23 protein-coding genes, 3 tRNA genes and 1 pseudogene are annotated in these 23,570 nt (G+C 71.5%); 10 read left to right on the forward strand and 17 right to left on the reverse strand.

Annotation, left to right across the window (positions count from 1 at the left end):
- Positions 1-88 precede the first annotated feature (88 nt).
- Both AB0A74_RS18310 and AB0A74_RS18315 read left to right on the forward strand, forming a co-directional pair.
- Positions 89-754, forward strand: coding sequence for a DddA-like double-stranded DNA deaminase toxin (locus tag AB0A74_RS18310; protein ID WP_358250819.1), 666 nt, complete (start codon positions 89-91; stop codon positions 752-754).
- A 2-nt stretch (positions 755-756) separates the two neighbouring features.
- Complete coding sequence (locus tag AB0A74_RS18315) at positions 757-1,182, forward strand: Imm1 family immunity protein (RefSeq protein ID WP_358250821.1); 426 nt, start codon at positions 757-759, stop codon at positions 1,180-1,182.
- A 147-nt stretch (positions 1,183-1,329) separates the two neighbouring features.
- On the opposite strand, the pseudogene AB0A74_RS18320 reads toward AB0A74_RS18315, so the two are convergent.
- Both AB0A74_RS18320 and AB0A74_RS18325 read right to left on the reverse strand, forming a co-directional pair.
- Positions 1,330-1,494 (reverse strand): annotated as a pseudogene (locus AB0A74_RS18320) (nitric oxide synthase oxygenase); the annotation flags it as partial.
- Positions 1,495-1,547: 53 nt separating this feature from the next.
- Entirely contained in the window at positions 1,548-1,895 is a 348-nt protein-coding gene (locus AB0A74_RS18325) for a hypothetical protein (protein WP_358250823.1), read from the reverse strand.
- A 190-nt stretch (positions 1,896-2,085) separates the two neighbouring features.
- Between AB0A74_RS18325 and AB0A74_RS18330 the strand changes: the two genes are divergently transcribed.
- Together AB0A74_RS18330 and AB0A74_RS18335 are read left to right on the forward strand one after the other, a co-directional pair.
- Positions 2,086-4,416 carry a tetratricopeptide repeat protein gene (locus AB0A74_RS18330; RefSeq protein ID WP_358250825.1) on the forward strand — a complete coding sequence of 777 codons (2,331 nt, stop codon included), beginning with the start codon at positions 2,086-2,088 and terminating at the stop codon, positions 4,414-4,416.
- A gap of 309 nt (positions 4,417-4,725) precedes the next feature.
- On the forward strand, positions 4,726-9,324 hold the full coding sequence (locus AB0A74_RS18335) for a CHAT domain-containing tetratricopeptide repeat protein (protein WP_358250827.1): 4,599 nt from the start codon (positions 4,726-4,728) through the stop codon (positions 9,322-9,324).
- A gap of 316 nt (positions 9,325-9,640) precedes the next feature.
- Here AB0A74_RS18335 and AB0A74_RS18340 read toward each other — a convergent pair.
- The 11 genes from AB0A74_RS18340 to folE all read right to left on the reverse strand — a co-directional run bounded on the left by AB0A74_RS18340 (position 9,641) and on the right by folE (position 15,982).
- Positions 9,641-9,712, reverse strand: a tRNA-Arg gene (locus AB0A74_RS18340).
- A gap of 1 nt (position 9,713) precedes the next feature.
- Positions 9,714-9,789, reverse strand: a tRNA-Gln gene (locus tag AB0A74_RS18345).
- A 5-nt stretch (positions 9,790-9,794) separates the two neighbouring features.
- Positions 9,795-9,866 (reverse strand) — tRNA-Arg (locus AB0A74_RS18350).
- Positions 9,867-10,115: 249 nt separating this feature from the next.
- Positions 10,116-10,490, reverse strand: coding sequence for a hypothetical protein (locus tag AB0A74_RS18355; protein WP_358250829.1), 375 nt, complete (start codon positions 10,488-10,490; stop codon positions 10,116-10,118).
- Positions 10,484-11,359: an alpha/beta fold hydrolase gene (locus AB0A74_RS18360; RefSeq protein ID WP_358250831.1), complete on the reverse strand. Its 876-nt coding sequence runs from the start codon at positions 11,357-11,359 to the stop codon at positions 10,484-10,486. Before AB0A74_RS18360 ends, AB0A74_RS18355 begins: the two co-directional genes overlap by 7 nt.
- 18 nt (positions 11,360-11,377) lie before the next feature.
- Positions 11,378-11,962, reverse strand: coding sequence for a TetR/AcrR family transcriptional regulator (locus tag AB0A74_RS18365; RefSeq protein WP_358250833.1), 585 nt, complete (start codon positions 11,960-11,962; stop codon positions 11,378-11,380).
- Positions 11,963-12,056: 94 nt separating this feature from the next.
- Positions 12,057-12,470 carry a peptidoglycan-binding domain-containing protein gene (locus tag AB0A74_RS18370; RefSeq protein ID WP_358250835.1) on the reverse strand — a complete coding sequence of 138 codons (414 nt, stop codon included), beginning with the start codon at positions 12,468-12,470 and terminating at the stop codon, positions 12,057-12,059.
- An 85-nt stretch (positions 12,471-12,555) separates the two neighbouring features.
- Positions 12,556-13,197, reverse strand: coding sequence for a response regulator (locus AB0A74_RS18375; RefSeq protein ID WP_358250837.1), 642 nt, complete (start codon positions 13,195-13,197; stop codon positions 12,556-12,558).
- Positions 13,185-14,255 (reverse strand): hypothetical protein, encoded by a 1,071-nt coding sequence (locus AB0A74_RS18380; RefSeq protein WP_358250839.1) that lies wholly within the window; start codon positions 14,253-14,255, stop codon positions 13,185-13,187. Before AB0A74_RS18380 ends, AB0A74_RS18375 begins: the two co-directional genes overlap by 13 nt.
- Positions 14,248-15,330, reverse strand: a complete 1,083-nt coding sequence (locus tag AB0A74_RS18385) for a hypothetical protein (RefSeq protein WP_358250841.1) — start codon at positions 15,328-15,330, stop codon at positions 14,248-14,250. Before AB0A74_RS18385 ends, AB0A74_RS18380 begins: the two co-directional genes overlap by 8 nt.
- A gap of 64 nt (positions 15,331-15,394) precedes the next feature.
- Entirely contained in the window at positions 15,395-15,982 is a 588-nt protein-coding gene (folE, locus tag AB0A74_RS18390; protein WP_358250843.1) for a GTP cyclohydrolase I FolE, read from the reverse strand.
- Positions 15,983-16,065: 83 nt separating this feature from the next.
- Here folE and AB0A74_RS18395 point away from each other — a divergent pair, with 83 nt between their 5' ends.
- The gene (locus AB0A74_RS18395; protein ID WP_358250845.1) at positions 16,066-16,710 is read left to right on the forward strand and encodes a helix-turn-helix domain-containing protein; all 645 of its coding nucleotides are present in this window, start codon (positions 16,066-16,068) and stop codon (positions 16,708-16,710) included.
- 40 nt (positions 16,711-16,750) lie between these two features.
- Here AB0A74_RS18395 and AB0A74_RS18400 read toward each other — a convergent pair whose 3' ends face one another.
- Together AB0A74_RS18400 and AB0A74_RS18405 are read right to left on the reverse strand one after the other, a co-directional pair.
- The gene (locus AB0A74_RS18400) at positions 16,751-17,218 is read right to left on the reverse strand and encodes a hypothetical protein (RefSeq protein WP_358250847.1); all 468 of its coding nucleotides are present in this window, start codon (positions 17,216-17,218) and stop codon (positions 16,751-16,753) included.
- 18 nt (positions 17,219-17,236) lie between these two features.
- Positions 17,237-18,121, reverse strand: a complete 885-nt coding sequence (locus AB0A74_RS18405) for a hypothetical protein (RefSeq protein ID WP_358250849.1) — start codon at positions 18,119-18,121, stop codon at positions 17,237-17,239.
- Between the two features lie 400 nt (positions 18,122-18,521).
- Here AB0A74_RS18405 and AB0A74_RS18410 point away from each other — a divergent pair, with 400 nt between their 5' ends.
- Complete coding sequence (locus AB0A74_RS18410; RefSeq protein WP_358250851.1) at positions 18,522-18,752, forward strand: hypothetical protein; 231 nt, start codon at positions 18,522-18,524, stop codon at positions 18,750-18,752.
- 19 nt (positions 18,753-18,771) lie between these two features.
- Positions 18,772-18,948: a hypothetical protein gene (locus AB0A74_RS18415; RefSeq protein WP_358250853.1), complete on the forward strand. Its 177-nt coding sequence runs from the start codon at positions 18,772-18,774 to the stop codon at positions 18,946-18,948.
- A 404-nt stretch (positions 18,949-19,352) separates the two neighbouring features.
- On the opposite strand, the gene AB0A74_RS18420 is transcribed toward AB0A74_RS18415, so the two are convergent.
- Entirely contained in the window at positions 19,353-20,060 is a 708-nt protein-coding gene (locus AB0A74_RS18420; protein WP_358250855.1) for a helix-turn-helix transcriptional regulator, read from the reverse strand.
- 319 nt (positions 20,061-20,379) lie between these two features.
- On the opposite strand from AB0A74_RS18420, the gene AB0A74_RS18425 reads away from it, so the two are divergent.
- The 3 genes from AB0A74_RS18425 (at position 20,380) to AB0A74_RS18435 (ending at position 22,317) form a co-directional block, all read left to right on the forward strand.
- Positions 20,380-20,643 (forward strand): hypothetical protein, encoded by a 264-nt coding sequence (locus tag AB0A74_RS18425; RefSeq protein ID WP_358250857.1) that lies wholly within the window; start codon positions 20,380-20,382, stop codon positions 20,641-20,643.
- A gap of 285 nt (positions 20,644-20,928) precedes the next feature.
- The gene (locus tag AB0A74_RS18430) at positions 20,929-21,435 is read left to right on the forward strand and encodes a hypothetical protein (RefSeq protein WP_358250859.1); all 507 of its coding nucleotides are present in this window, start codon (positions 20,929-20,931) and stop codon (positions 21,433-21,435) included.
- An 18-nt stretch (positions 21,436-21,453) separates the two neighbouring features.
- Positions 21,454-22,317: a phosphotransferase gene (locus AB0A74_RS18435; RefSeq protein ID WP_358250861.1), complete on the forward strand. Its 864-nt coding sequence runs from the start codon at positions 21,454-21,456 to the stop codon at positions 22,315-22,317.
- 195 nt (positions 22,318-22,512) lie between these two features.
- Here the strand turns inward: AB0A74_RS18435 and AB0A74_RS18440 are convergent, their stop codons facing one another.
- A complete protein-coding gene (locus AB0A74_RS18440; RefSeq protein ID WP_358250863.1) occupies positions 22,513-23,520 on the reverse strand; it encodes an NADP-dependent oxidoreductase in 1,008 nt (335 codons plus the stop codon).
- Between the last annotated feature and the right edge of the window lie 50 nt (positions 23,521-23,570).

The raw sequence follows: 23,570 nt of genomic DNA on the forward strand, positions 1-23,570 counted from the left end.
CTGGCCCAAGTCGGTCATCCGCCGAAGGCTACTGCGCACTGGGGCACGAGGTGCCACGATCCGGGCGGCCACGAGGTGAGGGGGCACGGTGGCGAGCATCGGGAACGTCGTCGCGGCCCTGAAGGCCGCCATCGAGCAGTTGCCGTTCGCGGCGCTGGCGGAGGCCCTCGACCTGGCGGAGGACGCCAAGGCTCTGATCGGGCAGGCTGCCGCCGGCAGCGGCCAGGACGAGTTCGCGCAGTCCACCACGACGGCCATCAACCGGTTGGAGGGGCACAGCGGCACCCGAACCGGGACGCCACAGGCGAATCGGCCCGGCAACGACCCAACGGGCGCGCGGCCATCGGGCGGCGAACCACCGGTTCGGGTGAAGCGGCTGCTGGGCGCCTTGCCCCAGCGCGACGAGCGCAACCAGAAGACCCAAGGTTTCTGGGTGGACGAGCGAGGCCACGAGCGCGGCCCGTTGACCAGCGGCCAGGACCACCTCAGCAAAGAGGCCACCGCGGAACTGCGGCGGCTGGGCATCGCCCCACCTCGCGGCAGCCTGATGACGGCCGACCACGTGGAGGTCAAGGTGGCGGTCCAGGTCCGTGCCCTGCCCGACCAGGCGGTGACGTTGGTGGTCAACAACGACCCGTGCGCCCGCGGCCCGTTCAGCTGTGACCGGCTGTTGCCGCGCATCCTCCGCCCCGGCAAGACCGTTACCGTGTACTGGCCGGGTGGCGTGAAGACCTACCGAGGAGGAACGACCTAGCCGTGGGCTTTCACCTGGAAGTCGCCTACCACAACGACCAGACCGTGACCGAACTACGGTCCGAAGAAGACGTTGACCGCTTCCTCCACGAGTTGGCGCACGCCGGCCCCGACCACACGGCCGCCACCGTCTACGCCATCGATCCGGACAGCGTCAGCGACTTCCCCGACCACGAGCTGACGGTGGGCCTGAACGCCGCGAACAACGTCGGCGCCATCCGCTACAGCGGAGAAGAAGGCACCTGGTACAGCCAGGGACCGACCAGCAACCCGCAGGGCGTGCGCTTCGCCTACTTCGGCAACGCCCACGACTTCCCGCCCAACGCCGAGGTGCCGGTGACCGAAGTCCGGGCCGCCGTCATCGACCTGCTCGCCAACGGCGGTTCGCGTCCGGCTGTCGTCACCTGGCAAGAAGCCATCGAGGCGTGAACGAGTCCGGCGGCGGGGCGGAACTCCCGGCGGCCCGCTGTTCGATCGAGCCACTTCTCGTCGCTCCAGGCCGTCCCCGCCCGCCGGCGTGTAATCACGAGGGTGTGCGGGCGACGAAGGCCGGGCGCAGGTCGCTGGCACGGGGGCGTAGTAGCGGTGGAACACCGGGGTGGCCGAGCCGGACATCGGCGGGACCGTCCAGGTCCAGTCCGTGGGCACGGCTCGGCCTTCGCGGTGTTCGCGGTCCAGGTGCGTCAGGAAGCGGCGGGTCTCGGTGTGGTGGTCGCCGATAGCGACGCCGGCTGCCCGGAAGGGGCCACCCCGGCGGAGTGGCCCCCGTCCCCCCCTTGGTGTGTGGCCTGTGGTCAGCCGGTGTAGCGGACGTCGGCCGTGGAGGCGTAGGCGATGCCGCCCGTGCTCAGGTACACCAGCCACCAGCCGTTGCTGGTCGGCACGCACGGCGCGGGCCCGGTCATGCGGTCGCCCTTGTACTTGGTGCGCACGATCGAGTACTGCGTGCCGGGGCCGCTGCGGATGTAGGTCTTCGTCGCGATGACCACGTAGTTGCACGCGGCCGTTACGGTGACGTCGCCGGCGGCGGTGTCCACTCGGGGCGCGGCCTGCGCGGCGGCCGTGCCCACCCCCAGCACCGTGAACACCGCCGCCAGCAACACCCCCAGCCGAACCAGGGCGGCCTTCGTGTGCTTGCCCATCTTCGCGTCCTCCTCCCGGCCACCGGGCGGTCCGGCGCCGTGCCCACACCCTGTCGCCGCGGCGCGCCGCCGGGCAGGGAGGGTTCGGGGGAGGCCAGGCGCGCGAAAGCTCCCCGACGGCCGGTCTGGACGGTTGACAAGGCATCGCGGTGTGCCGAGGCTGGGGCGTCGCGACAGGGGGAGGTCCGCGGTGTCCGGGGAGAACGCGCTGCTGCGCGCCGCTCGGGAGGCGACGAGGTCGGGGCAGCACGCGGGGGAGTGCCTGTCCCGGCAGGAACTCGCGGAGTTGGTCAACGCCCGCCTCTGGGCGCACCACGGCCGGCGGGTGGAGCTGGACGCCCACTACGTCGCCAAGCTCGAACGCGGTGTGATCCGTTGGCCCAACGCCCGCTACCGCGAGGCGTTCCGCGCGGTCCTGGGTGTCGAGACGGACGCCGAGCTGGGCTTCGCCAACCCCCGCCGCTCCGCCGCCCCGGTCCGCCCGCCGGCCCCGACCCCGCCGACGCCGGCCCCGACCCCGCCGACCCCGCCGACCCCGCCGGCGTTGCGGCAGCTCCCGCCCGCGCCGGGCCGGTTCACCGGCCGGACCGCCGAACTCGCGGCGCTCACCGCGGTCGTGGACGGCCGGGGCGTCCCGGTGCTGACCGGCGCGGGCGGCATCGGCAAGACCTCCCTCGCGCTGCACTGGGCGCACCGCGACGCTGATCGCTTCCCCGACGGCCGGCTGTTCGCGGACCTGCGCGGGTTCGGCCCCGCCGGCCCGCCGGCCGACCCCTCGACCGTGCTGCGCGGGTTCCTGCGGGCACTGGGCGTCCCGGCGGACGACGTGCCCGGCGACCTCGCCGCGCAGGAGGGTCTGTACCGCAGCCTGCTCGGCGAGCGGCGGGTGCTGGTCGTGCTCGACAACGCCGCGAGCACCGCCCAGGTCGCGCCGCTGCTGCCCGGCGACGGCCCGTGCGCCGCCCTGGTGACCAGCCGCCGCGTGCTGACCGGGCTGGTCACCGGGTGGGGAGGGCACCACCTCGCCCTCGGCCCCCTGGACGACGAGCAGGGCCGCGCGCTGCTGGTCCGCTACCTGGGCGCGGACCGGGTGGGGGCCGAACCGGCCGCGGCGGCCGAGCTGATCACGCTGTGCGGCGGGTTCCCGCTGGCGCTGGCCGTTTTCGCCGCCCGAGCCCTGGCCAACCCGCGCGTGCCGCTGGCCGCGTTCGCGGCGGAGTTGCGCGACCTCGGCCTGGACGCGCTGGAGGACCACGACGCGGCCGTGAGCCTGCCCGCCGTGCTGTCCTGGTCGTGCCGGGCGCTGACGGCCGAGGAGCGGGAGGTGTTCGCGCTGCTGGGCGTCGCGCCGGGCGCGGACATCAGCGTGACCGCCGTCGCCAACCTGGCCGCCTTGCCGCCGGCCCGCGCCCGGACCGCGTTGCGCGGCTTGGTGGAGGCGTCCCTGGTGACGCGCGACGCCCGCGACCGGTACGGCCTGCACGACCTCGTGCGCCAGTACGCCGCGACGCTCCGGCCCGACAGCCCGCCCGAGGTGGCCCTGCGGCGTCTGGTGGACTTCCGGCTCGCCACGGCCCTGGCCGCCGACCGGCTGCTGGCCCCGCACCGCCCGTCACCGGCGGCGTCGGCCCCCACCCCGCCGCACCCGGAACCGCTGGTCGACGCACCGGCCGCGCTGGCGTGGTTCGACGCGGAGCACCCGACCCTGCCGGCCACCCAGCGCGCGGCCCTGGAGCACGGGTGGCACGACGCGGTGTGGCGCATGGCGTGGTCGCTGAACACCTACGCCTACCGGCGCGGCCACGTCCCGCTGCGGGTCGCCGCGTGGGAGGCGGCGCTGGCCGCGGCCGACCACCTGCCCGACGACGCGCGCGCCTGCGTCCACCGCTACCTGGGCAACGCCCGCGTCGCCGCACACCGCGTGGACGACGGCGTGCGGCACCTGGACCACGCCCTGCGCCTCGCCGAGCGCCTGGGCGACGACGTCGCCGTGGCCATGACCCACCACGACCTCGCGGGCGCGTGGGAAGAACGCGGTGACGACCGGCGGGCGCTGACCCACGCCACCCGGGCGCTGGCGCTGTTCCGCGCGCTGGGCGACCCGGTGTGGGAGGCCTTCGCGCTCAACGACGCCGGCTGGTACGCCGCCCGCGTCGGCGACCACGCCGAAGCCCGAAGGCATTGCGCCAAGGCGCTGGAGCTGCACCGCCGCCACGGCAACCAGGTCGGCCAGGCCGCGGCGCTGGACAGCCTGGGCTTCAGCCACCACCACGACGGCGACCACGAGCAGGCCGTGACGCACTATCGGGCGGCGTTGGAGCTGTACCGCGCGCTCGACCACCCCTTCCAGGTCGCCCGCACACTGGACAAGCTGGGCGAGGCCCACGCGGCACTGGGCGAGCACGACCGCGCGCGGGACGCGTGGCGCGAAGCGGTCGAGCTGTGCCAAGCGCACCAGCGCACCCTCGACGCGCAAAAGCTGCGAACCCGTCTCGACCGCCTTTCACCGGTCCCTCTGTGATCACTTGACGGCATGGTCTGGGGCGGGGCCGCGCCGTGCCGATGGACCCGGAACCGGGCAGGAGCCCACCGACACCACCCAGCCCAACCGCTCCGGCACCGGCGACCGGCCCGGCAACAACGGCTCCAACACCGCCCACGCCGCACCCGCCCCCGCCCATGACCAGAACCCCGCCGGACCACGCCGAGCGTCGCGAGGTAGAGGCGCGGCGCTCGATAGGCCTTCGTCACCCTCCGGATGCATTGCGCGGGCTATCGGGCACTGCTTAGCTCCTGGAACCGGGAAACACGACCATGCCGGAGCCAACACTTGGACGAACCGGACGACTCTGGCCTGTCCGAATGCGTTGCGGCCTTCGCCGCCCGCGACTACCTCACCTGCTACCACGCCGCGCTCCGCAACCTGCCGGTGCACGGACCGACCCGGGGCTTCGTCTTCTCCCAGCTCGTCGCAATCTGCGTGCAACGCCTCGGGCAATCGGGCGACTTGCCGGCGCTGCCGCGCCTGATGCTGGAGGCCGCCGCCGATGACTGGGAGGAGGCACTCGTCCGGCTGACTTTCGGACAGGACACCCTGGACTCGGTCTGGCCGTCCGCGACCGACGAGGTGCGGCGTTGCCAGGCGCTGTTCTACGCCGGGGCCAGGCTGCTCACGACCGGGCGGCGGGCCGAGGCGCGACGCTTCCTGCGCGGAGCGGTCGAGCGGGACGTCGACTGCGTGGAGAAGAGCCTCGCCGAGGCCGACCTGGCGGACCGGCCGGCCGATGACAACACGGCCGAGCAGGTGTTCGACGTCTACCACCGGCGCGCGCAGGACATGGGGCGGCGCGGCGAGCCCGACGAAGCCATCCGGATCGCCGAGGAAGCCTGCGATTTCGCCCGCCGCACCTGGGGGCAGGACGACGCGCACTTCGCCCACGGGCTGCACACCCTGGTGATCGCGCTCGCCGGCGCCGGTCGCGTCCAGGAGGCGCTGCGGCTCGCGCCACTCGCCGTCCGCCTCGCCCGCGAGCACTTCGCCGACCAGGCTGATCTCGCGAACGTGTTGAACACCGTCGCCTACCTGCACAAGGCCACTGGCGATCTCGACGAGGCGAAGGTGCTCTACCTGTCCGCGGCCGAGTTGTCGAGCGGGTCGGCGGAGAGCCGGGGCGAAGCCGCCGTCACGCTGAACAACCTCGCCCAGATGGAGGCCGAGCGCGGCGATCTCGACCAGGCCGAGCCGCTGTTGCGCCGCGTCCTGGACCTGGTCGACCCCGCCGACGACAGCCACGGGCTCTACGCCACGGCGCTGGGCAACTTGGCGGTCGTGCACGAGCGGAGAGGTGATCTCGACGGCGCCGAGCGGCTTCACCGCGAAGCTCTCGATCACCGGCGGGCGCTGTACGGCGACGATCACCCGAACTACGCGACCGCCCTGAACAACCTCGGGCAGCTTTACAAGGAACAGGGCCGCTTCGCCGATGCCGAGCCGCTGCTGCGCCGCGCCGCCGACATCAATGAGCGCAAGCTGGGCACTCGCCACCCCCACACGTTGATCACGTTGAGCGCACTTCTGGAGGTCTACCGGGCGACCGGCCAGCAGGAGGCCGCGGACCGCCTGGTCGCCCGGGCACGACCGGAGAACCACCCGGCGCAGGAGCACGGCCCGCACCGGCTGCACCCGATTCCCGCTTTGGCGCCGGTGTTCCAGATCTTCGCTTCGGAGCTGCCGGCGGAGGCCGACGACCCGACGGCCGTAGGCGGGGGCGTCGACTGGCGGTCGCCTTCCTACCAGCGGCAGCTGGCCCGCCTCGCCGACCGCTTCGCCGAGGGCTCGTACGGCGAGTCGCTCCGGTTGGCCATCCTGCTCAACGCGCAGGAACCCACGCACGAGGCGCTTCAGATCTTCCTAATGTGCAGTGCGGGCACCACAGGCGGTGCACTGGAGTTCCAGGAGGTGCTCCTGGGGCTGATCGCCGACCCGTGGCAGACGGCGCTCGTCGCGCTGACGCTCGGCCGCGCACAGCGGGCCGAAGTCGAGCAGCTCGCCGACGATGACGAGAAAACCTGCCAACTGCTCTACTACGCGGCGGAGCGGAGCTTCGCCGAAGGACGCCGGGACGAGGCGCTGGCCGACTTGAGCGTCTGTGCGTCCTCCGGCGTGGTCTGTTTCGAGGCGTGGATGGCCGCACGGATCCTGCGGGCCGCCCCGCGCGCGTCCGACCGGGACCTGGCGGCCGAAGTGGCCGGGCTGAACGCGAAGGTGAACGGCCTGCTCGACCACGGGGACTTCACCGGCGCCGTCAGCGTGGCGGAGCGGAGTTGGCGGCTGGCGGCCGGTCTGGAGGAGAACTCCCCCGAGCGCACGCACAGCCGCTACAACCTCGGCCAGGCGGCCTATCGAACAGGCGACCTGGCCCGGGCGGAACACCTCCTGCGTGAGCTGGTGACCGTCGCGAAAGGACACGAACACCGCAACCGGGCCGTGGTCGCCGCGGCGCTGAACGTCCTCGGCAACATCCACGCCGATCTCGCGCGGTTCGAGCTGGCCGAGCCCGCGCTGCTCGACGCGCTCGAACAGCTCCGGCTCGCGGGCCGTGCCGGTGATGCGGACTACATCCAGGTACAGGGCAACCTCGCCGCGGTGTACCGCGAGATGGGCGACGTCCACCGAGCGATCGCGCTCAGCACCGAGGCGTTGCGGTCCATGGATGAGTCGGTCGGGTCGGCGCATCCCGTCTACGCGCGGATCCTCACCAACGCCGGCAACATGTTCCGGGAGATCGGCGAGTTGGAGCGAGCCGAGGGCTTCCTGGAGGCGGCTCGGCGGATCCTCCGGGAGGTGCGGCCCGCCGGCCACCCGGACCTGGCCGCCGCGAGCGAGGCGTTGGCCGCGCTGTACCTGGACCAGCGGCGGTTCGCCGACGCGGAAGCCGCGTTGCGGTCCGCGCTGGAGATCCGCCGCGACGCCGGACTGACCGAGAGCATCGCCTACGCGGCCGCCATCGGCTCGCTCGCCGGCGTGCACCTGAGTGGCGGGCGGCTCGACGAGGCGCGGAGCATGTTGGTGGAGACCCGCGCGATCCTCGACCGACTGGTCGGGCCCCTGCACCCGTTCAGCGCCACGACGCTGATCAACCTCGGCCAGGTCCACGCGGTGGAGGGTGACCTGCGCGGAGCGTTCGACTTGACCGTCGAGGCCGAGGAAGCTCATTCGCGGCTGCTCTTCGACTCGTTCGCGACCGCCTCGGAGCGGCTCCAGGTCAACCAGCTCGGTCGCCTGTCGCTGCCGTTGTCCAACCTGCTGAGCCTGGTGGCCGCCCTCGGCGCCCCCGATGACGAGGTCGCCCAGGCGTTCGACCTGGTGTTGCGCCGCAAAGGGCTCGTGGGTGAGGCGCAAGCGGTGCTGCGTGACGGGATCCGCCGGGTACGCGATCCCCACCTGGAGCCGAAGACCGCGCACGTGCGCTCCTTGCGGGAGAAGATCGCCCGCAAGACGCTGAGCGGCCCGGGGCCGGAAGGGCGGGAAGCGCACCAGGCCATGCTCGCCGCGTGGATCGAGGAGAAGGAACGCCTGGAGGCCGAGCTGTCGCGGACCGTTCCCGGGACGAACCTGGAACAACGCCTGCGGCAGCTGAACGGGCCGTCGCTGCGGTCCCTGCTGCCGCCGGGCTCGGCGCTGGTCGAGATCGTGTGCTTCGGGCTGTCCTCGTTCACGAAACCGGCGGCAGGTCCGGTCCCGCCCACGGCGGAGCGGTGGTACTGGGCCTTCGTCCTGCGGCCGGACGCGGGTCTCCGGCTGGTCGACCTCGGCGCGGCCGAGGAGATCGACCGGCTGGTGGCAAGCTACCGGGACGAGGTCACCGGGCCGGGTGTCGCCCGTGAGATCGCGCCGCTCGAACCGGCCGTGGACACCGGGGAACTCGACGCGGGCACAGCCCTGCGGGCCGCGGTGTTCGACCCGCTCGCCGCGGCGCTGGGCGATGCCCGCCGCCTGTTCCTGTGCCCGGACGCCGACTTGTCCCGCCTGCCCTGGGAGGTGCTGCCCGTCTCGCCCGACCGCCGCCTCATCGACGACTACGAGATCAGCTACCTCGGATCGGGCCGCGACCTGCTGCGTGTCTCGACCCCGCCCGCGGTGCGGCGCACGGCGCCGGTGGTCGTCGCGGATCCGGACTTCGACCTGTCGGCACCCGGCACGGCCGGCCATCCGGGTGACCGGACTTCTTCCGAGCTGCGCCGGGCCGGGGTGCGCTTCGGCCGGCTGCCGGGCACCCACCTGGAGGGCCGGGAGGTCGCCGCGCTGCTGGGTGTCCAGCCGCTGATGGGTTCCGCCGCCACCGAATCGGCCGTCAAGTCCTGCCTGCGCCCGACGGTCCTGCACATCGCCACCCACGGCTACTTCCTGCCCGACCCCGAGCCGAACCGTCCGGTGCCGACCGGTCTCGCCGAACCGCTGCTCGGCCGGTTGTCGAACGCCGACGACAGCCCGTTCCTGCGCTCCGGGCTCGCCCTGGCCGGTGCCAACACCTGGCTGGCGGGCGGCGTGGCGCCGACCGAGGCGGAGGACGGGATCCTCACCGCGGAGGACGTGACGGGGATGGACCTGGCCGGCACCGAACTGGTCACCCTCTCCGCCTGCGAGACCGGCCTGGGCACCCACCACTTCGGCGAGGGCGTGCTCGGCCTGCGCCGCGCATTCACCTCGGCCGGCGCACGCACGGTGGTGATGAGCCTGTGGCGGGTTCCCGACGCCGAGACCCGGACGTTGATGACCGGCTTCTACCGGCGGGTCCTGGCCGGTGAAGGACGTGCCGCCGCCCTGCGGCACGCACAACTGGAACTGAGGGCGAAGCGACCGCACCCGCACTACTGGGGCGCCTTCATCTGCCAGGGCGATCCAGGCGGATTCGCACCACACCCGTGAACGGGGGCGCGCAGGACGACCTTGCCGGTCAGGTCGGGTGGGGTGGCGAGGGACAGTGCGGTGGCCGGGGGCGATGTGGGTGCTTCGGGCGATGATCGCCAGTTGGCCGTTGGTGTGTGCGGTCGCAGCGTGTGGCCCATGAGGAGGTGCCGGCTGGGTTGCCGGTTTGGGCGGGGTCGCCGACGATGGTCATCGATTTGGTGGGGCGACGGCGATGCCGAGCGTCGTGACCAGTTCGTCCAGCACTCTCTTTTCGTCGGCGTTGAAGGCCCGGTGGCCGGCTTCGGCCGGGAGTGAGCGACGAGGCTTCGCCGCGTGCCCTCGGCAGGAGTCGAACCTGCATCTCCGCCGTCGGAGGGCGGTGTCGTGTCCGTTGGACCACGGGGGCCTGGCTGCCCGTCGAGGGTTCGAACCTCGGTCTCCGCGTTCAGAGCGCGGTGTCCGTGCCGGCTGGACCAACGGGCATTGCGTACCCCCACCAGGAATCGAACCTGGATCTCGGCGTTCGTAGCGCCGCACTCTGTCCGTTGAGCTATGGGGGTGTGGTGGATCGCGAAAAAAAGAGCGTGAAAAGAAAAGCCGCCCTGGTCGGTTTCCCGGAGGGCGGCTCCCGTGTGTGGCACCTCTAGTGAGGTGGGGGAACCGCGGAACTGCGCTGCTGGTGGCGCTGGACGGCACGCCGGCGGAGGGCGCGTCGGCGCGTCTCCTGCGTCGTCGTGACCGTCATTTCCGCTCCTTGGTTCGTGGTGTGGGTGAAGCATGCCTGATGAAAGGAGTGGGGGCAATGGCTTTTAGGTCTTCAGGTGGGTGGCGGCTTCTTTCCATGCTTTGGGGTGGGTGAATGCCTGTGTCCACCAGCGGTGGGTGTGGAGGGTGCCGGACTGGTGGAAGCGGCGGACTACCTGGACGTGTGGGGGCCAGCGGACGAAGGCGGTCAGGGCTTCCTCGGACTCCCACACCGAGACCGAGCCGCTGCGGCCGGACAGGGGCATCGCCCAGAGCCACATGCCTATCGCGCCGGGCAGGGTGGGCCAGGCCGCGGCTAGGCCTCGGCCGGCTTGGGCTATCGCCAGGAGGTCGCGGCGGCGGTGGGCGTGGAAGTCGGTGATGGCTATGAGAGCCGTGGTGGCCGTGGCCGGGCCCGGGTGCCAGGTCGATCTCAGCATTGGACCGGGGCCGGCTCGGTGACGAAGGAGATGACCTCGGTCAGGACTTCGGGTGTGGACAGGATGCGGTGGTGGCCCAGGCCGGTGGTGGTGGTGAGGGCGGCGTTGGGCCACGCCTTGGCGATGGCTTCGCCGTTGGGGTGGGGGACCTGGGTGTCCCGCGTGTCGTGCAGGACCAGCAGGGGTGGCAGGTCCTGGTCGGTGGCTCGGGGTGGGATGTTGAAGAACTCGATGGGGTGGCCGGCCACCCGTTCCAGGCGGGCCAGGAAGGCGGCGTGGGTGCGGGGGCCGAAGCCCAGGTAGTCGGCGAAGAGGCGGGTTTGGGAGAGCGGGTCGGCGACCGGGGCGATGAACGCGAGTCGGGTGGTGGGCAGGCCGTCCAGGACCGCCAGGGCCGTGGCGCTGGCGCCCATCGAGTGGGCGACGATGGCGTGGGCCGGGCCGAAGTGGGCCGCTACGGCGGTCAGGGCCTGGGAGAACTCGGGGAGCGTGGCTCGCTTCGGGCCCAGGGCGCCCGGGCCGGATTCGCCGTGGCTCAGGGCGTCGTAGGAGACGACCTGGTAGCCGGCCTCCACCAACGGTTCCACGAAGCGGGCCAACTGGTTGCGGTGGCCGCCCCAGCCGTGGACCAGGTACACGAGCGGGCCCGTGCCCCACGTTTCGGCGATGACCGTGCTGCCGGCGACGGAAAGCTCGTGCCGGGTGCCGGAGGGAGCGGGTGAGGACGGGCGGGCGTGCCTTGGGGTGCACCAGATGCGCAGGGCCAGACGGCCGCCCAGGGGTGGGGCCAGGTGTTCCAGGACGGTGAAGGCGGCACGGATGGAACTAGCACGAACGGTCGTGCTTTTTTGGCGGCGTGACGAAGGCATGACGGGGTCCCCCTGGGTTCAGGCTCGCGCGTCGGCGAGCAGTTTCTCGAAGGCGTGCCGGGTCCGCGCTTCGGCGGCCGGGTCGTCCAGCAGGCGGCTGGCGTGGAAGAACGCCAGCATCACGCCGTGGACGTCGTGGGCGAACTGGTCGGGATCGGCGTCCCGCCGGAAGTCGCCCTCGCTGATCCCGGTGCGGAACATCTGCGCCACCGAGTCGGCGAAGTCGAGGTGGTCGCGCACCAGTTGGTCGCGGATCGGGCCGGGCTGGTCGTCGTACTCGGCGGACGCCGACACGAACAGGCACGACGAGCTGCGGTCCTTGGTGCTGGCCAGCCAGTGCTCGAACAGCGTGCGCACGCGGGTCTCGCCGCGCGGCGCGGCCAGCGCGGGGCGCACGACCTGGTCGACGAACAGCCGGCGGGCGAAGGCCAGGACCTGGGCTTGGAGGAGTTCCTTGGAGCGGAAGTGGGCGAACAGGCCGCTCTTGGACATGCCGGTGTCGTCGGCCAGGGACCCGATGGTCAACCCGGCCAGCCCGATCCGGCTGGCGATGGCGGCGGCGCGTTCCAGCACGGCCTGCTTGGTCGCCTCACCCTTGCTCACGACGTGAGTTAAGCACGAACGTTCGTTTTCCGGCAAGGGGCCCGGTCCGCCACCCCTCGGGCGGACCGGGGCCCGGTCAGCGGCCCCCCGGACGTCAGTCGCCGGAGGGGTTGTAGCGGCAGCCGGTGGCCGCGAGCCACTTCATCTTGCGGTTGGTCTCCGGGCCGTACACGCCGTCGGGGTTGGCGCCCACCGCCCGCTGGACCTGGATCAGCGCCGTCCGCGTGGCGGGGCCGAAGTCCTTGTCCACGGCGATGTTCTTGCCGTAGCAGTACTTCAGCGACTGCTGCAGCGCCAGCACGCCGTTGCCGTAGTTGCCCTGCCCCAGGACGCACCGCTTGGACCGGTTCGAGGTCGCCGGCTGGTAGTCCCACTTGTGCGTGCACGTCGGCAGCGCCGCGGCCGAGACGTCCTGAGCCGACGCCGAGGCCGACCCGGTCGCGCCCAGCGTGAGCGCCGTCGCGGCCGTGGCCAGCGCCAACGCCAGTCGTCCGAGCACCGTTCCCATGCTTCCCCCTTCGGTTGTGCCTACCGGGGAAGCAACCTAGGACCCGCCCGCGGACGAGCGTGACGGTCGAACGACCCACAAACGCTCACAGGTCGTCCAGCGCCACGATCCCGTCCTGCACCGCCCGCGCCACCAGGGCCGCCTTGGTCGGCGCGGGCCGACCGGCGTTGGCGTAGCGGATGCGGGCCCGGTCGATGTAGCTGGTCACCGTCCGCACCGAGAGCCCGAGCTTGCGCCCCACCATCTCCTTGGACTCGCAGGCGAACCAGCACACCAGCACGTCGATCTCGCGCTGGGTCAGCCGCGGCCGGTCGGCGCGGTCGTCGGCGCTGATCGCCTTGGCCATGGTGGGCGTGGTGCACGGGTGGTCGCGGGCGGCGGCGTGGATGGCCGCGATCAGGTGGTCCGGGCCCTCCGCCTTGGTCAGGTACGCGAACGCGCCCAGGTCCAGGCACGTCAGGACGGCCTCCCGGTCGTCGCGCATGGTGTAGACGACCACCCGCCGCCCCGCGTCCACCAGCCGCCGCAGGTCTGCGTACGCCGGGGCCTGGCCGCCCAGGTGCAGGTCCAGCACGACCACGTCGGCGTCCGCGCCCGGACCGGTCCACGCCACCGCGGGCGTCGGACCCACGTCCAGCACCCGCACCGGCGGGGACGCCGCCGCGCACCACGCCTGGACGCCCGCCACGATCGCGGGGTGGTCGTCCACCACCACTACGCCGGCCACGTCGCCTCCACCCACACCCGTTCCCCCTCCACCACGCTCGACACCGCCACCGCGCCCTCCCGGTCCGCGGGCGGCGTGCCGTCGGCGACCACGCTGACCGTCACCGCCGACCCCGTTCCCAACACCGTCACCCTGGCCCTGGTCCGCGCGGTCGCCAGCAGCCCGGTCACCGCGTCCACCAGTTCCCGCCGCACCGCGACCGGCGGGGTCGGGTGCTCGCCCAGGCTGTCCAGGTGCACCGCCACACCCCGCCGCTCCGCCACGTCCACGCACGCCCGCAGCTCGTGCACCAGCGGGTCGGGCACGTCGTCCTGCTCGGCGAACAGCCGCCGCATCCGCGCCGCCTCCACCGCGTACCGGGCGCGGACCCGGTCGTCGGCGAGGTCCGCGCGGCCCTCGGTCAGGTCGGTCAGCAGCGGCACGACCGCCGGCAGCAGCGCGCTGTAGCGGGCCCTGCGGTCGGCGTGCAGCCGTTCGGCCACCGCTTCGGCCGTCCGGGTCTCCGCCTCGCGCCGGGCGGCTCGGGCCGCGTCGGCGGCCACCCGGTGCACCACGGCCGCCGCCGCCACGACCGGCAACTGGTAGCCCAGCACCAGCACGGTCACCACCGCGAGGTCACCGGCGTCCTGGCCCACCCACACCGTGTAGGCGAAGCTCCCGACGACATGCGCCGCCAGGAACCCACAGGTCACGCGCGTGCCCAGGTCGAGCAGCAGGAGCACGCCGAACCAGCCGACCACGCCGAAGGACCACTCCTCCTCCGACACCACGAACCGGTCGTGCACCCCGGTCACCGCCAACCCCGACGCCAGCACGACCAGCGCCACCAGCACCCACCGCACGACACCCGTCGGCCGCGTGCACGTCGCCACCACCAACACCACCGCCAGCAGGGCGAACGCCGCGACCTGGTGGGGGAGCGACCGGTACGCCTCGCCGCCCACCACCAGCACCGGCAGCGCGAACCCGACCAGCGACACGGCCGTGATCACCACGATCGCCCACCGCACACCCCGCAGCAGCCGCTCCACCGTGACTTCGAGGACCTGCTCACGCACCGGGCCACTCCAACCGCACCACGGTCCCGCCCGCGCCCGACCGCACCACGGCCCGGCCACCCGCCGACCGCATCCGGTCCACAATGGACTGCCGAACCCCGCGCCGCAGCAACGACACCGAGTCCGCGTCGAACCCGCGCCCGTGGTCGACCACCTCGACCGCGACGGTCGGCCCCTCCACCGCCACCCGCAGCACGGCCCGGTCCACGCCGGCGTGGCGGGCGGTGTTGGCCAACGCCTCGCCCGCGGCCCGGGACAGCGCCTCGGCGGCGGAGGCGTCGAGCGGCACCGACGACGGCGCGTGGAACTCCACGTCCAGCGGACTCGCCTCGGCGATGTCGGACAGCAGCGGGACCAGGTCGCGCGAACCGTCCGGCACGCCCGCGGTGAGGGTCGCGATGTCCCGCGCCGCCCGGTCGGCCAGCCACGGTTCCCGCCCGCGCACCGCGCCGCTGCCCGCGACGAACAGGGTCGCGGCGGCGGTGTCGTGCAGCACGGCCCAGTGCTCCCGCTCGTCGGCCCGCCGCGCCGCCGCCACCCGGGCCACGCGGTGCGCGCGCTCGGCGGCGGCGGCGACCCGGTCGGCCGACCGGGCGCCTTTGAGCAGCAGGAACATCAACCCGCGGGACATGCCGGCCTCGGCGAACGTCCACAGCGCGAAGGGTGCCATCGCGACTCCGCCGCTGGCGATCTCGCACACCACGATCGCCCCGACCAGCAGCACCCCGCCGAGCAGTTCCACCCGCCACTGCAGGGTCACGGCCGTGATCGAGGCGACCGCGACGACCCAGTTGGCGCTCTCGGCGAGCACGTCCGGCCGCACCAGCGACGTCTGCCCCAGGCACAACGCGCACACCACGGCCACGTCGGCCGGCACCGCCCACCACCGGTCCGCGCAGGTGAACGCCACCACGCTCCACCCGATGACCAGGGCGATCACGGGCAGCAGCGAGGGCGCGTCGAGGGCGGCCACCAGCCCCAGGGCCATCAGCACCACCGCCCTCAGGACGGTGCCGAACCGCCGCCCGGTAGCGAGCACCCGCTGTTCCACCACACCGACTCCGACACCGCCCACGCCTGGCAGGTTCCCACGCCGCAGTGGACCTTGACCTGTCGCGGCGCTAAACGTGCGGAAGGCACTACGCCCGGATTCCGGCCAGGGCGAAGAACTCCTGGCGGGACCGGGCGTCGTCGCGCAACGCGCCGTGCAGGGCGGAGGTCACGGTTCGGGAGCCCGCAGCCCGCACGCCCCGCAGCGACATGCACAGGTGCTCGGCCTCGACGACGACCCCGACGCCCCGGGGCGCGAGGTTGTCCCGCAGCCAGTCGGCGACCTGCTTGGTCAGGCGTTCCTGCACCTGGAGGTCGCGGGCGAACAACTCCACCACCCGGGCCAGCTTGGACAGCCCCAGGATGCGCTCGCCGGGCAGGTAGCCGACGTGCGCGACGCCCTGGAACGGCAGCAGGTGGTGCTCGCACAGCGACTGCACGGGGATCGCGCGGGCCAGGACCAGCTCGTCGTAGCCCTCCTCGTTGGGGAAGGTGGTCAGGGTGAACTCGCGCGGGGTCAGCAGCTCGGCGTAGGCGTGCGCGACCCGGCGCGGCGTGTCGGCCAGGTGCTCGGACGACGGGTCCTTGCCCAGCGCGAGCAGCAGGTCGGCGACGGCCCGGCGCGCGCCCTCCAGGTCGACGCCGCCGCGGCCGTGCAGCACTCGCAACCGCGACATGCCGATCACCACTCCTTCTAACGACAAGGTGAGCTAACGTTAGAAGTCCGCAGGCGATTTCGTCAACAGAAGTTGGTTTTAGAATGGTCGAGGACCCGCACGACCCGGTGGCCGCCGTGGCCGCGTTGGACGAGCCGACCCGGCGGCGGCTGTACGACTACGTGGTCCGGCAACCCGGGCCGGTCGGCCGGGACGAGGCCGCGGCGGCGGTGGGCGCGCCGCGCACCACCGTGGCGTTCCACCTGGACCGGCTGGTCGGCGAGGGGCTGCTGGAGGCCGTCCACGAGCGGCGCACCGGCCGGACCGGTCCGGGCGCGGGTCGGCCCGCGAAGCTCTACCGCCGCGCGCCGCACCCGGTCACGGTGTCGCTGCCGGAGAACCGGTACGAGCTGATCGGTCTCCTGCTGGCCGACGCCGTGGACGAGTCGCACGCCTCGGGCGAGTCGCCGCGCGCGGTGCTGGAGCGCCGGGCGCGTGAGCTGGGTCGCGAACTCCGGTCGGACGATCCGGTGGCGGCGTTGGAGCGGCTGGGGTTCGAGCCGCGGGCCGAGGGCGACTCGATCGTGTTCGGCAACTGCCCGTTCCACAGCCTGGCGCAACGGCACACCGAGATGGTGTGCGGCGCGAACCTGTGTCTGGTGGAGGGGTTGTTGAGCGACACGGGGTTGCGGGCGCGGCTGGACCCGTCGCCGGGCCTGTGCTGCGTGCGTGTGTCCGAAGTGGACTGACGGCGGCACCGCGACCCCGTGGGGCCGCGGTGCCGCCGGTTCAGCGGGCGTGGCCGCGCAGGGCGTGCAGGGACATACCGGTGACCAGGCCGAAGAACACGTGGCCGAACAGGCTCAGCCACTGCATGTTGCCGATGACGAACACCATGTCGCTCATCGCGGAGTCGGCGGTGACGCTCAGCCACAGCGGCATGATGATCAACGCGCCGACCACCCACCACGCCACGCCGTAGAGCATGCCGAGCAGGTAGATGCGGAAGATGTTGTCGGCGAAGCCGCGGCTGAGCAGCCCGAACAGGCCGCCCACGACCGCCGAGATGGCCATGTGGACGAGGAAGCCGACGATGGCGTTGTCGACGCCGATCAGCAGCCCGACCATCGGCAGCATGTCCGCGCCGGCCATCAGCAGGCCGAACACGGCGCCGCCGGCGAGCCCGGCGAGCGCCCCGTTCCGCACGGGGGAGTCCGACCTGGCGGTCGTGGGGGCAGCGAGAGTCGTCGCGGACACGATCAGCTCCTTCGGTTCTCAGTTGTAAGGCATGGTCGGGAACCAGCCGATGCCGAAGATCGACGGCACCCGGACGTCCCAGTACACGAGCAGGAACACGCCGAGGGCGATGAGCAGCGCGCCGCTGACCGAGGCGGTGCGGCGCGGGTCGCGGGCGACGGCCGCGAGGAACCGCCCCCTGGTGACCAGCGACAGGACCGCGAACACGACCGCGACCAGCACGATGTTGCCCAGCGACTGCAACACGAACGTCCCGGCCCCGTAGAGCGGGTTGCCCGACTCCACCGCGGAGCGGAACAGCTTGATGAACAACGGGTACGGCCGACCGATCAGGAACGCGCCCACCAACGCCCCGAGCACCACCACCCGGGCCACGGGCCGGCGGCGGAACACGTCCGGGACCACGCCGAGCGTCGCCAGCCCGAGGTAGGCCAGCGCCAACCCGACCACCCCGAACACGACCGCCGACTGCACCAGCCGCGCCGGCATCGTCCCGATGGTCGCGGTGGACAGTTGGGGCAGGGTGGGGCCGATGAGCACGCCGATCGCGCCGTAGAGGGCGGACACCCCGACCATGCCGAGGGTGAAGAACGCGAAGGGGCGGACGAGGGAGCGTCCGCCGGCCTGGCTCATCGGGCCGACGGAGGCGGCCATGGCGATGTTGCAGGCGGTGAACGTGCCCGCGAGCCCGGAGACGAACGCGAACACCAACCCCGCCGCCGTGCTCGCCAGGGACGCGGTCGCGGCTTCCTCGCCGAGCAGCGCGTTGGCGACGCTGCCGCCGATGACGTGGTCGACGAACTCGTAAGACCACACCACCGCGAGCAACACCCCGGCGACGGCGCTGCCGACGATCAGCCGCGTGGGCCGGCGGGTGCGGACAACGGGTCGGGCGTGCGCCATGGACAACACCTCGCAGCGGTCGGTTTCCCCGGTCCGCCCCAATGTCCTGGGCGATGCCCCACGCGGACCACTCCGAGGCTGCCCTCCTACGCGGCGAGGCTGCGACGCGCACACGCGGCAGCCCCAGGCTCCGAGCACCAACCGCCGGTCCCGTGCGCGGCGGCCACCTGAAGCACCCGCCCGACGCACCGTTCGAGGATCCCGGGGACTTCGGCGGCGCGTGATCTCCGGGCCGTACTCCAGCGAGATCTCGCCGTAGATCTGCGCGTCGGTCGGAGCTGCTGGTCTTGGCCGGCGGTTCGCTGAACAGGGACCCCTGGCCGGGCTTTCCACCATCACCGGGGCGCACTGGTCGAGGCTGAACACCTGGGCCGTGCCGGTGGGCATGTACCGGTTGGGCATGACCGACTTGGTGATGGACTCGTCGATGAGGCGGCGCTCCTGCCAGGCGTTGCCCATCAGCGTGGCCGTCTCGGAGACCTGGATGCTGCCGTTCCGCCAGACCTTCTGGAGCAGTGGGGCGGGTGGGGTGGTCGTGTCGGTCGCGGCTCTCACCGGATGGTGTAACGCCGGTTGCAGCACCAAGGCGGCGTTGCTGTACTGCGCGTGTCCGTCCAAATACGGACGGTGACAAGATCTGTGGACAGGAGTTGATCATCATCATGGGTACGTTGGATGACCTGAAGAACCTCACCGGCGGTCTCGCTTCCAATATCCCGGTGCTCGGCGGTCTGCTCGACAAGATCGGCAATGCGCAGGTGGGCGACCCCATCACGCAGGAGATGAAGGACACGGCCCAGCAGCTGCAGCAGCAACTGCCGAAGTAGACCGACGGGTAGTCGGGACAACCGGGGACCAGCTCGCAGCGCGCGACCGCTCTCGACGTGATCAGGCCATCGCGTGCAGGTCGGGTTGAAGACCCTCTTGCAGGGCACACGGGTTCCCAAGCCGCATGGCCGCCACAGGCGGGATTCGCAGCACGTGGCGGCCTGCGGCCCTCAACCCCTTGCGGCCTGCCGGAGGGGAAACTGACGTCGGCGGTACCGGCCGCCCCGCTTGGTCAACTCGCCGAGCTGCCGCCCGACACCGCGCGTGGTGATCGCCTCGCGGGCGAACTCGTACTCACTGGCCATGTGTCCGACGGACGAGACTCGTGAGCCGGAAAGGGTGCTCGATGGTCTGGCTACGACACGAAGAGGCCCCGTCCGATCTTGTGGACGGGGCCTCTTCGTCAGCTCTCCGGACCGAGAACCACGGCCATCCGCTGTAGGAGATGACCTGCGCACCAGCGGGCTTCGGTGTCCTTCGGGTCGATGGCTTCCTTTGCCAATTTCGACGCCAGCCGCTTCGGGTCCGGTGCGGTGGTCGGGTCGTCCGCGACAGCGAGCGCGACGTCCCACGCGCACTGCGTGAGTCGGGAAACTTCGGACGCCAGGCATAGCCGTCGGACGACATCGTCGGTGTCGAGGACGCTAACAACAACGTCGGCGTTCGCCCGACCGGGCAGGAAACCCAGGATACTCACCGCGTTGGCCCGAAGCGTCGAGGTTTTACCTTCGACAGCCCAACGGCGGAAGTTCTCGATCGCGTGGGGGCCGAGGTTCGGAGCCACCGCAGCGTCGATGCTGCTCGAAGTCGGTCCCTGGGCGAAGATGTCCGGTTCTCCGTTCTCAACGGCCCTGAGGATTCGTTCGAGATGTTCGGGGCTTTCGATCTTCCGTAGCCTCGGATGGTTGATGTCTGGTCGATACACGCCGGCCCCTAAGACTCGTTCGTATGCCGCTACCACCTCAAGGGTAACCGGGTTGACGTTGGTCTCGACCAGCCCGAGGTACGACTTCGAGTAGCTGGTAGCGCGCGCCATACGGGCGAGCGAGAACCCTGAGTACCTCCTTGCGGCTCTGAGCTGCGCACCAGGCACCTCGACGACTTGCGCCACGGTCCACCCCTCTGCTTGTCCGGCTTCATACCAGACGGTAGCGCAGCTCAAACCAGACCGACTCCCGCAAACGCGCGACCAGACCTCACCAGACAGCCGACCAGACCTCATCAGACGTGTTGATCAAGGCCGGTGTCCGATGAAGCCGGTAGGAACAGAGTCGCTGGCGGGAGGCCGAGCGCGTCACGCAAACGGACAGCGTGACCCGGGGTAGCGCCGCTTCCCGCCAGCCCAGACAGCGGAGTGGGGTCGGGTGCTTCCGACGCCCCGACAAGGCCCCGTCCCCGGCCCCACTCCGCACCCAACTGGAGGTGTGTGGATGACCGCCGTTCAGCTCGACTACTCGGCCGGAATCATTTGGCGCGCTTGTGAGGGTTTGGGCTCGTTTGGCTGGATCGCCGGCGCCGCCCTGGGCGTGCTCACCGCAGCCGCTGCCATCTACGTCTACCGCGCCTACCACGCACTGCTCTGCGGATGCCGCTCCTGCGACGCCGGCATCAGGTTCAGCGCCGCGCGCAGAGGTCTGGCGCACCTGATCGAAAGGCTTCGGCGTGCGGCGCGCGGGCAAAGGTTGCGACGATGAAAGGGTGCCCGGCTTGCTGGTACGGGTTGCACCGCCGACGCGTCACGAACGAGGTAACGACCGCTGGCTCCGTGGTGCGGGACCAATGCACGTGTGACTGTAATTGTGGCACCGTCTGCCGCTTGACCCTGAACAACTTGACTCCGTCGTCATCACATCTTGTGAACGACCTCAGCAAGGTCGGCTGATGCTCAACGAACGATTCGGAACGGCCATGGTGTGCTCATGAGTTGTAAACCATCTGCGGTTTCTCGGCGTATTCAGCGAATAAAGTAGGAGGATTGAATGATGCTGTCCACGCTCTCGAACGCTCCCGGCCACGGACTGATCTCGCCGGAGTTGCACAACCGGTTGGTACGGCAGTTGATCAGTGAGCACGCCGGAATGACCGGTGACGAAGCGGTGCGGATCGTGAACGCCACCGTCGCCTTCCTGAAGGTGTGTGCTGACAGCCCCGAGGGTCACTACCGCCCGAGCCGGCGCGTCGACCTCGGCTGGCACCAGTTCATCTTGAACACCGTCGACTACGCCGAGTTCTGCGAGCGGGTTGCGGGCCGGTTCCTCCACCACGTGCCCGAGGCGTTCGCTCCTCCGCGCGCCACGCCCGCCGACACGGCGAAGACGCTGGCCCCTACGGTGGAAGCCATGCGGGCCGCCGGATTCGAGGTGGACCCGGCCCTGTGGGCGACCGGGTCCGGCAAGTGCACGCAGTGCCACGCCGGGTGCACCAACTGTGGTCAGGGCGACGACGGGCAGCTCGCGGCCCTCCGACTGGTGACGACCGGGCAGTGACCCCGAGAACGAGGAGAGATGACGAACCGTCGTGGTTGGCATGACCTGCCCGAAGGCGCACGGCTGGCCGTAGAGCGCAGGATCGGAACGGTGCTGACGTCCGAGTCACCTTCCGCGGGGCGCAGCTCCGAGTTGTCGGCGATCTTGACCACGGCTTGCGATCGGGTGTTCTGCAAGGGCATCACGGCGGATTCGCCATCGGCTTGGATGCACCGCAACGAGGCGGTGGTGAGTCCGTTCCTGCCCGAACGGCTCGCCCCTCGCCTGTTGTGGGAGATCGAGGTGGACGGTTGGCTGCTGCTCGGGTTCGAGCACGTCATCGGGCGGCACGCCAACCTGTCCCCTGATTCCTCGGACCTGCCGCTCATCGCGGAGGCGGTGGTGGAGATCAGCCGGACTCCCGCGCCTCCGAAGTCCGTGGCTCAACGTCCGATCGCCGCGCAGTGGAAGCGGATGGTGGGGGAGCAGAACCGGCTCGCACCCCACGTGGGCATCGATCCTGGGTGCGCTGCGAACGCCGAACTGCTCGCGTCGTGGGCCTCCCGTGCTCCCGAGCACATGCTCGGGAACCGTCTGATCCACTCGGACTTGAACCCCTTGAACTTCCTCGTCTCGGACCGGGCGCGAGTGATCGACTGGGCGTGGTGGCGGACTGGAGCCGCCTGGATCGACCCCGCCTACCTGGCTATCCGCCTGATCGCGGAGGGGCACGATCCCCAAGCGGCCGAGAAGTGGGCGCATCAGTTCGAGGGCTTCGCAGAGGCTCGTCCCGACGCGGTGACGGCCTACTGCGCATCACTGGTACAGATGTGGGGGCGGAAGTTCCCGAACACCGCTCCCACGAACGCGGCTCGCCGTTGGCTCCGGCATCGGCTGGTCTGAAGCTGCCTCAAAGCGATGTTCGGGACGATGCAACGCACCTGTCGGTCTGAGTCCTCCGAGCCAAGGCCACTACCTTGACGACTGGCCAACTGCCGGAACGCGGAAATTCGCCGGAGAAGCTCTTGCACGCGGGTCTGGCATAGCACCGGTGCGGCCCCTGGCCGGTTGCTCCACTAGAGCTGAGGCACGTCGGGATCAGGACGTGCGGACCAGCATTTTGCCCGTGTTTGCGCCCTTCATCAGGCCCAGGAACGCCTCTACCGCGTTCTCGATCCCGTCCACCACGGTCTCGTCGGTCACCAGGCGTCCTTCGGCCAGCCATCCCGCCGCGCGCCGGACGTAGTCAGCCGCCAGGTGCAGGTGGTCGCCCACGATCATGCCGCGCAGGGTGATGCGCTTGCCGATGGCCAGCGGCAGGTGTGCTGGACCGGTCGGCAGGGAGGTGGCGTTGTACGCCGAGATTGCGCCCACCAAGCCGACGCGGCCGTGGCGGTTCATGACGCGTAGGGCTGCGTCCAGGTGGTCGCCGCCCACGTTGTCCAGGTAGACGTCCACGCCCTCGGGCGCGGCTGCGGCCAGCTGCTTGTGGATGTCGCCGGCTCGGTAGTCCAGGGCCACGTCGTAGCCGAAGTCCGCGGTCAGGCGCGCGGCCTTCACCGGGCCGCCGGCCGAGCCGATGACCTTGGCCGCACCCAGTTCACGGGCCAGGCGGGCGGCCACCGAGCCGACCGCGCCGGCCGCGCCCGAGACGAAGACCACGTCGCCCTCCCGGACGGGCGCGACCTCCTTCAGCGTCGCCCACGCGGTCAGGCCGGTGGTGCCGAGCACGCCCAGGTACGCCGTCGCGGGAGCCAGGGTCGTGTCCACGACCTGCACTTCCCCCTCGCCGAGCAGGGCGTGTTCGCGCCAGCCCAGGAAGTGGGTGACGGTCGTCCCCACCGGCAGCGACGGCACCTCCGACGCCACGACGGTGCCCACGGCCGACCCGGTCATGGGCTCGCCCAACGCGAACGGCGGGACGTACGACTCGCCCTCGTTCATCCGTCCGCGCATGTACGGGTCCACGGACAGGTGATCGTTGCGGACGACGAGCTGGCCGGGACCGGGGTCGGGCACGGTCGTGGTGGCGAAGGTGAAGTCGGTGGGCTTCGGCTCGCCCACGGGACGGGCGGCCAGGCGCCACTCACGGCTGGAGAACGGCATCGCGGACTTCCTCACAAGACAACAGGTGACGTCCCTGACGTTAGGCGCGC

This window comes from Saccharothrix sp. NPDC042600, from assembly GCF_040647305.1.
Lineage (GTDB): Bacteria > Actinomycetota > Actinomycetes > Mycobacteriales > Pseudonocardiaceae > Actinosynnema > Actinosynnema mutabilis.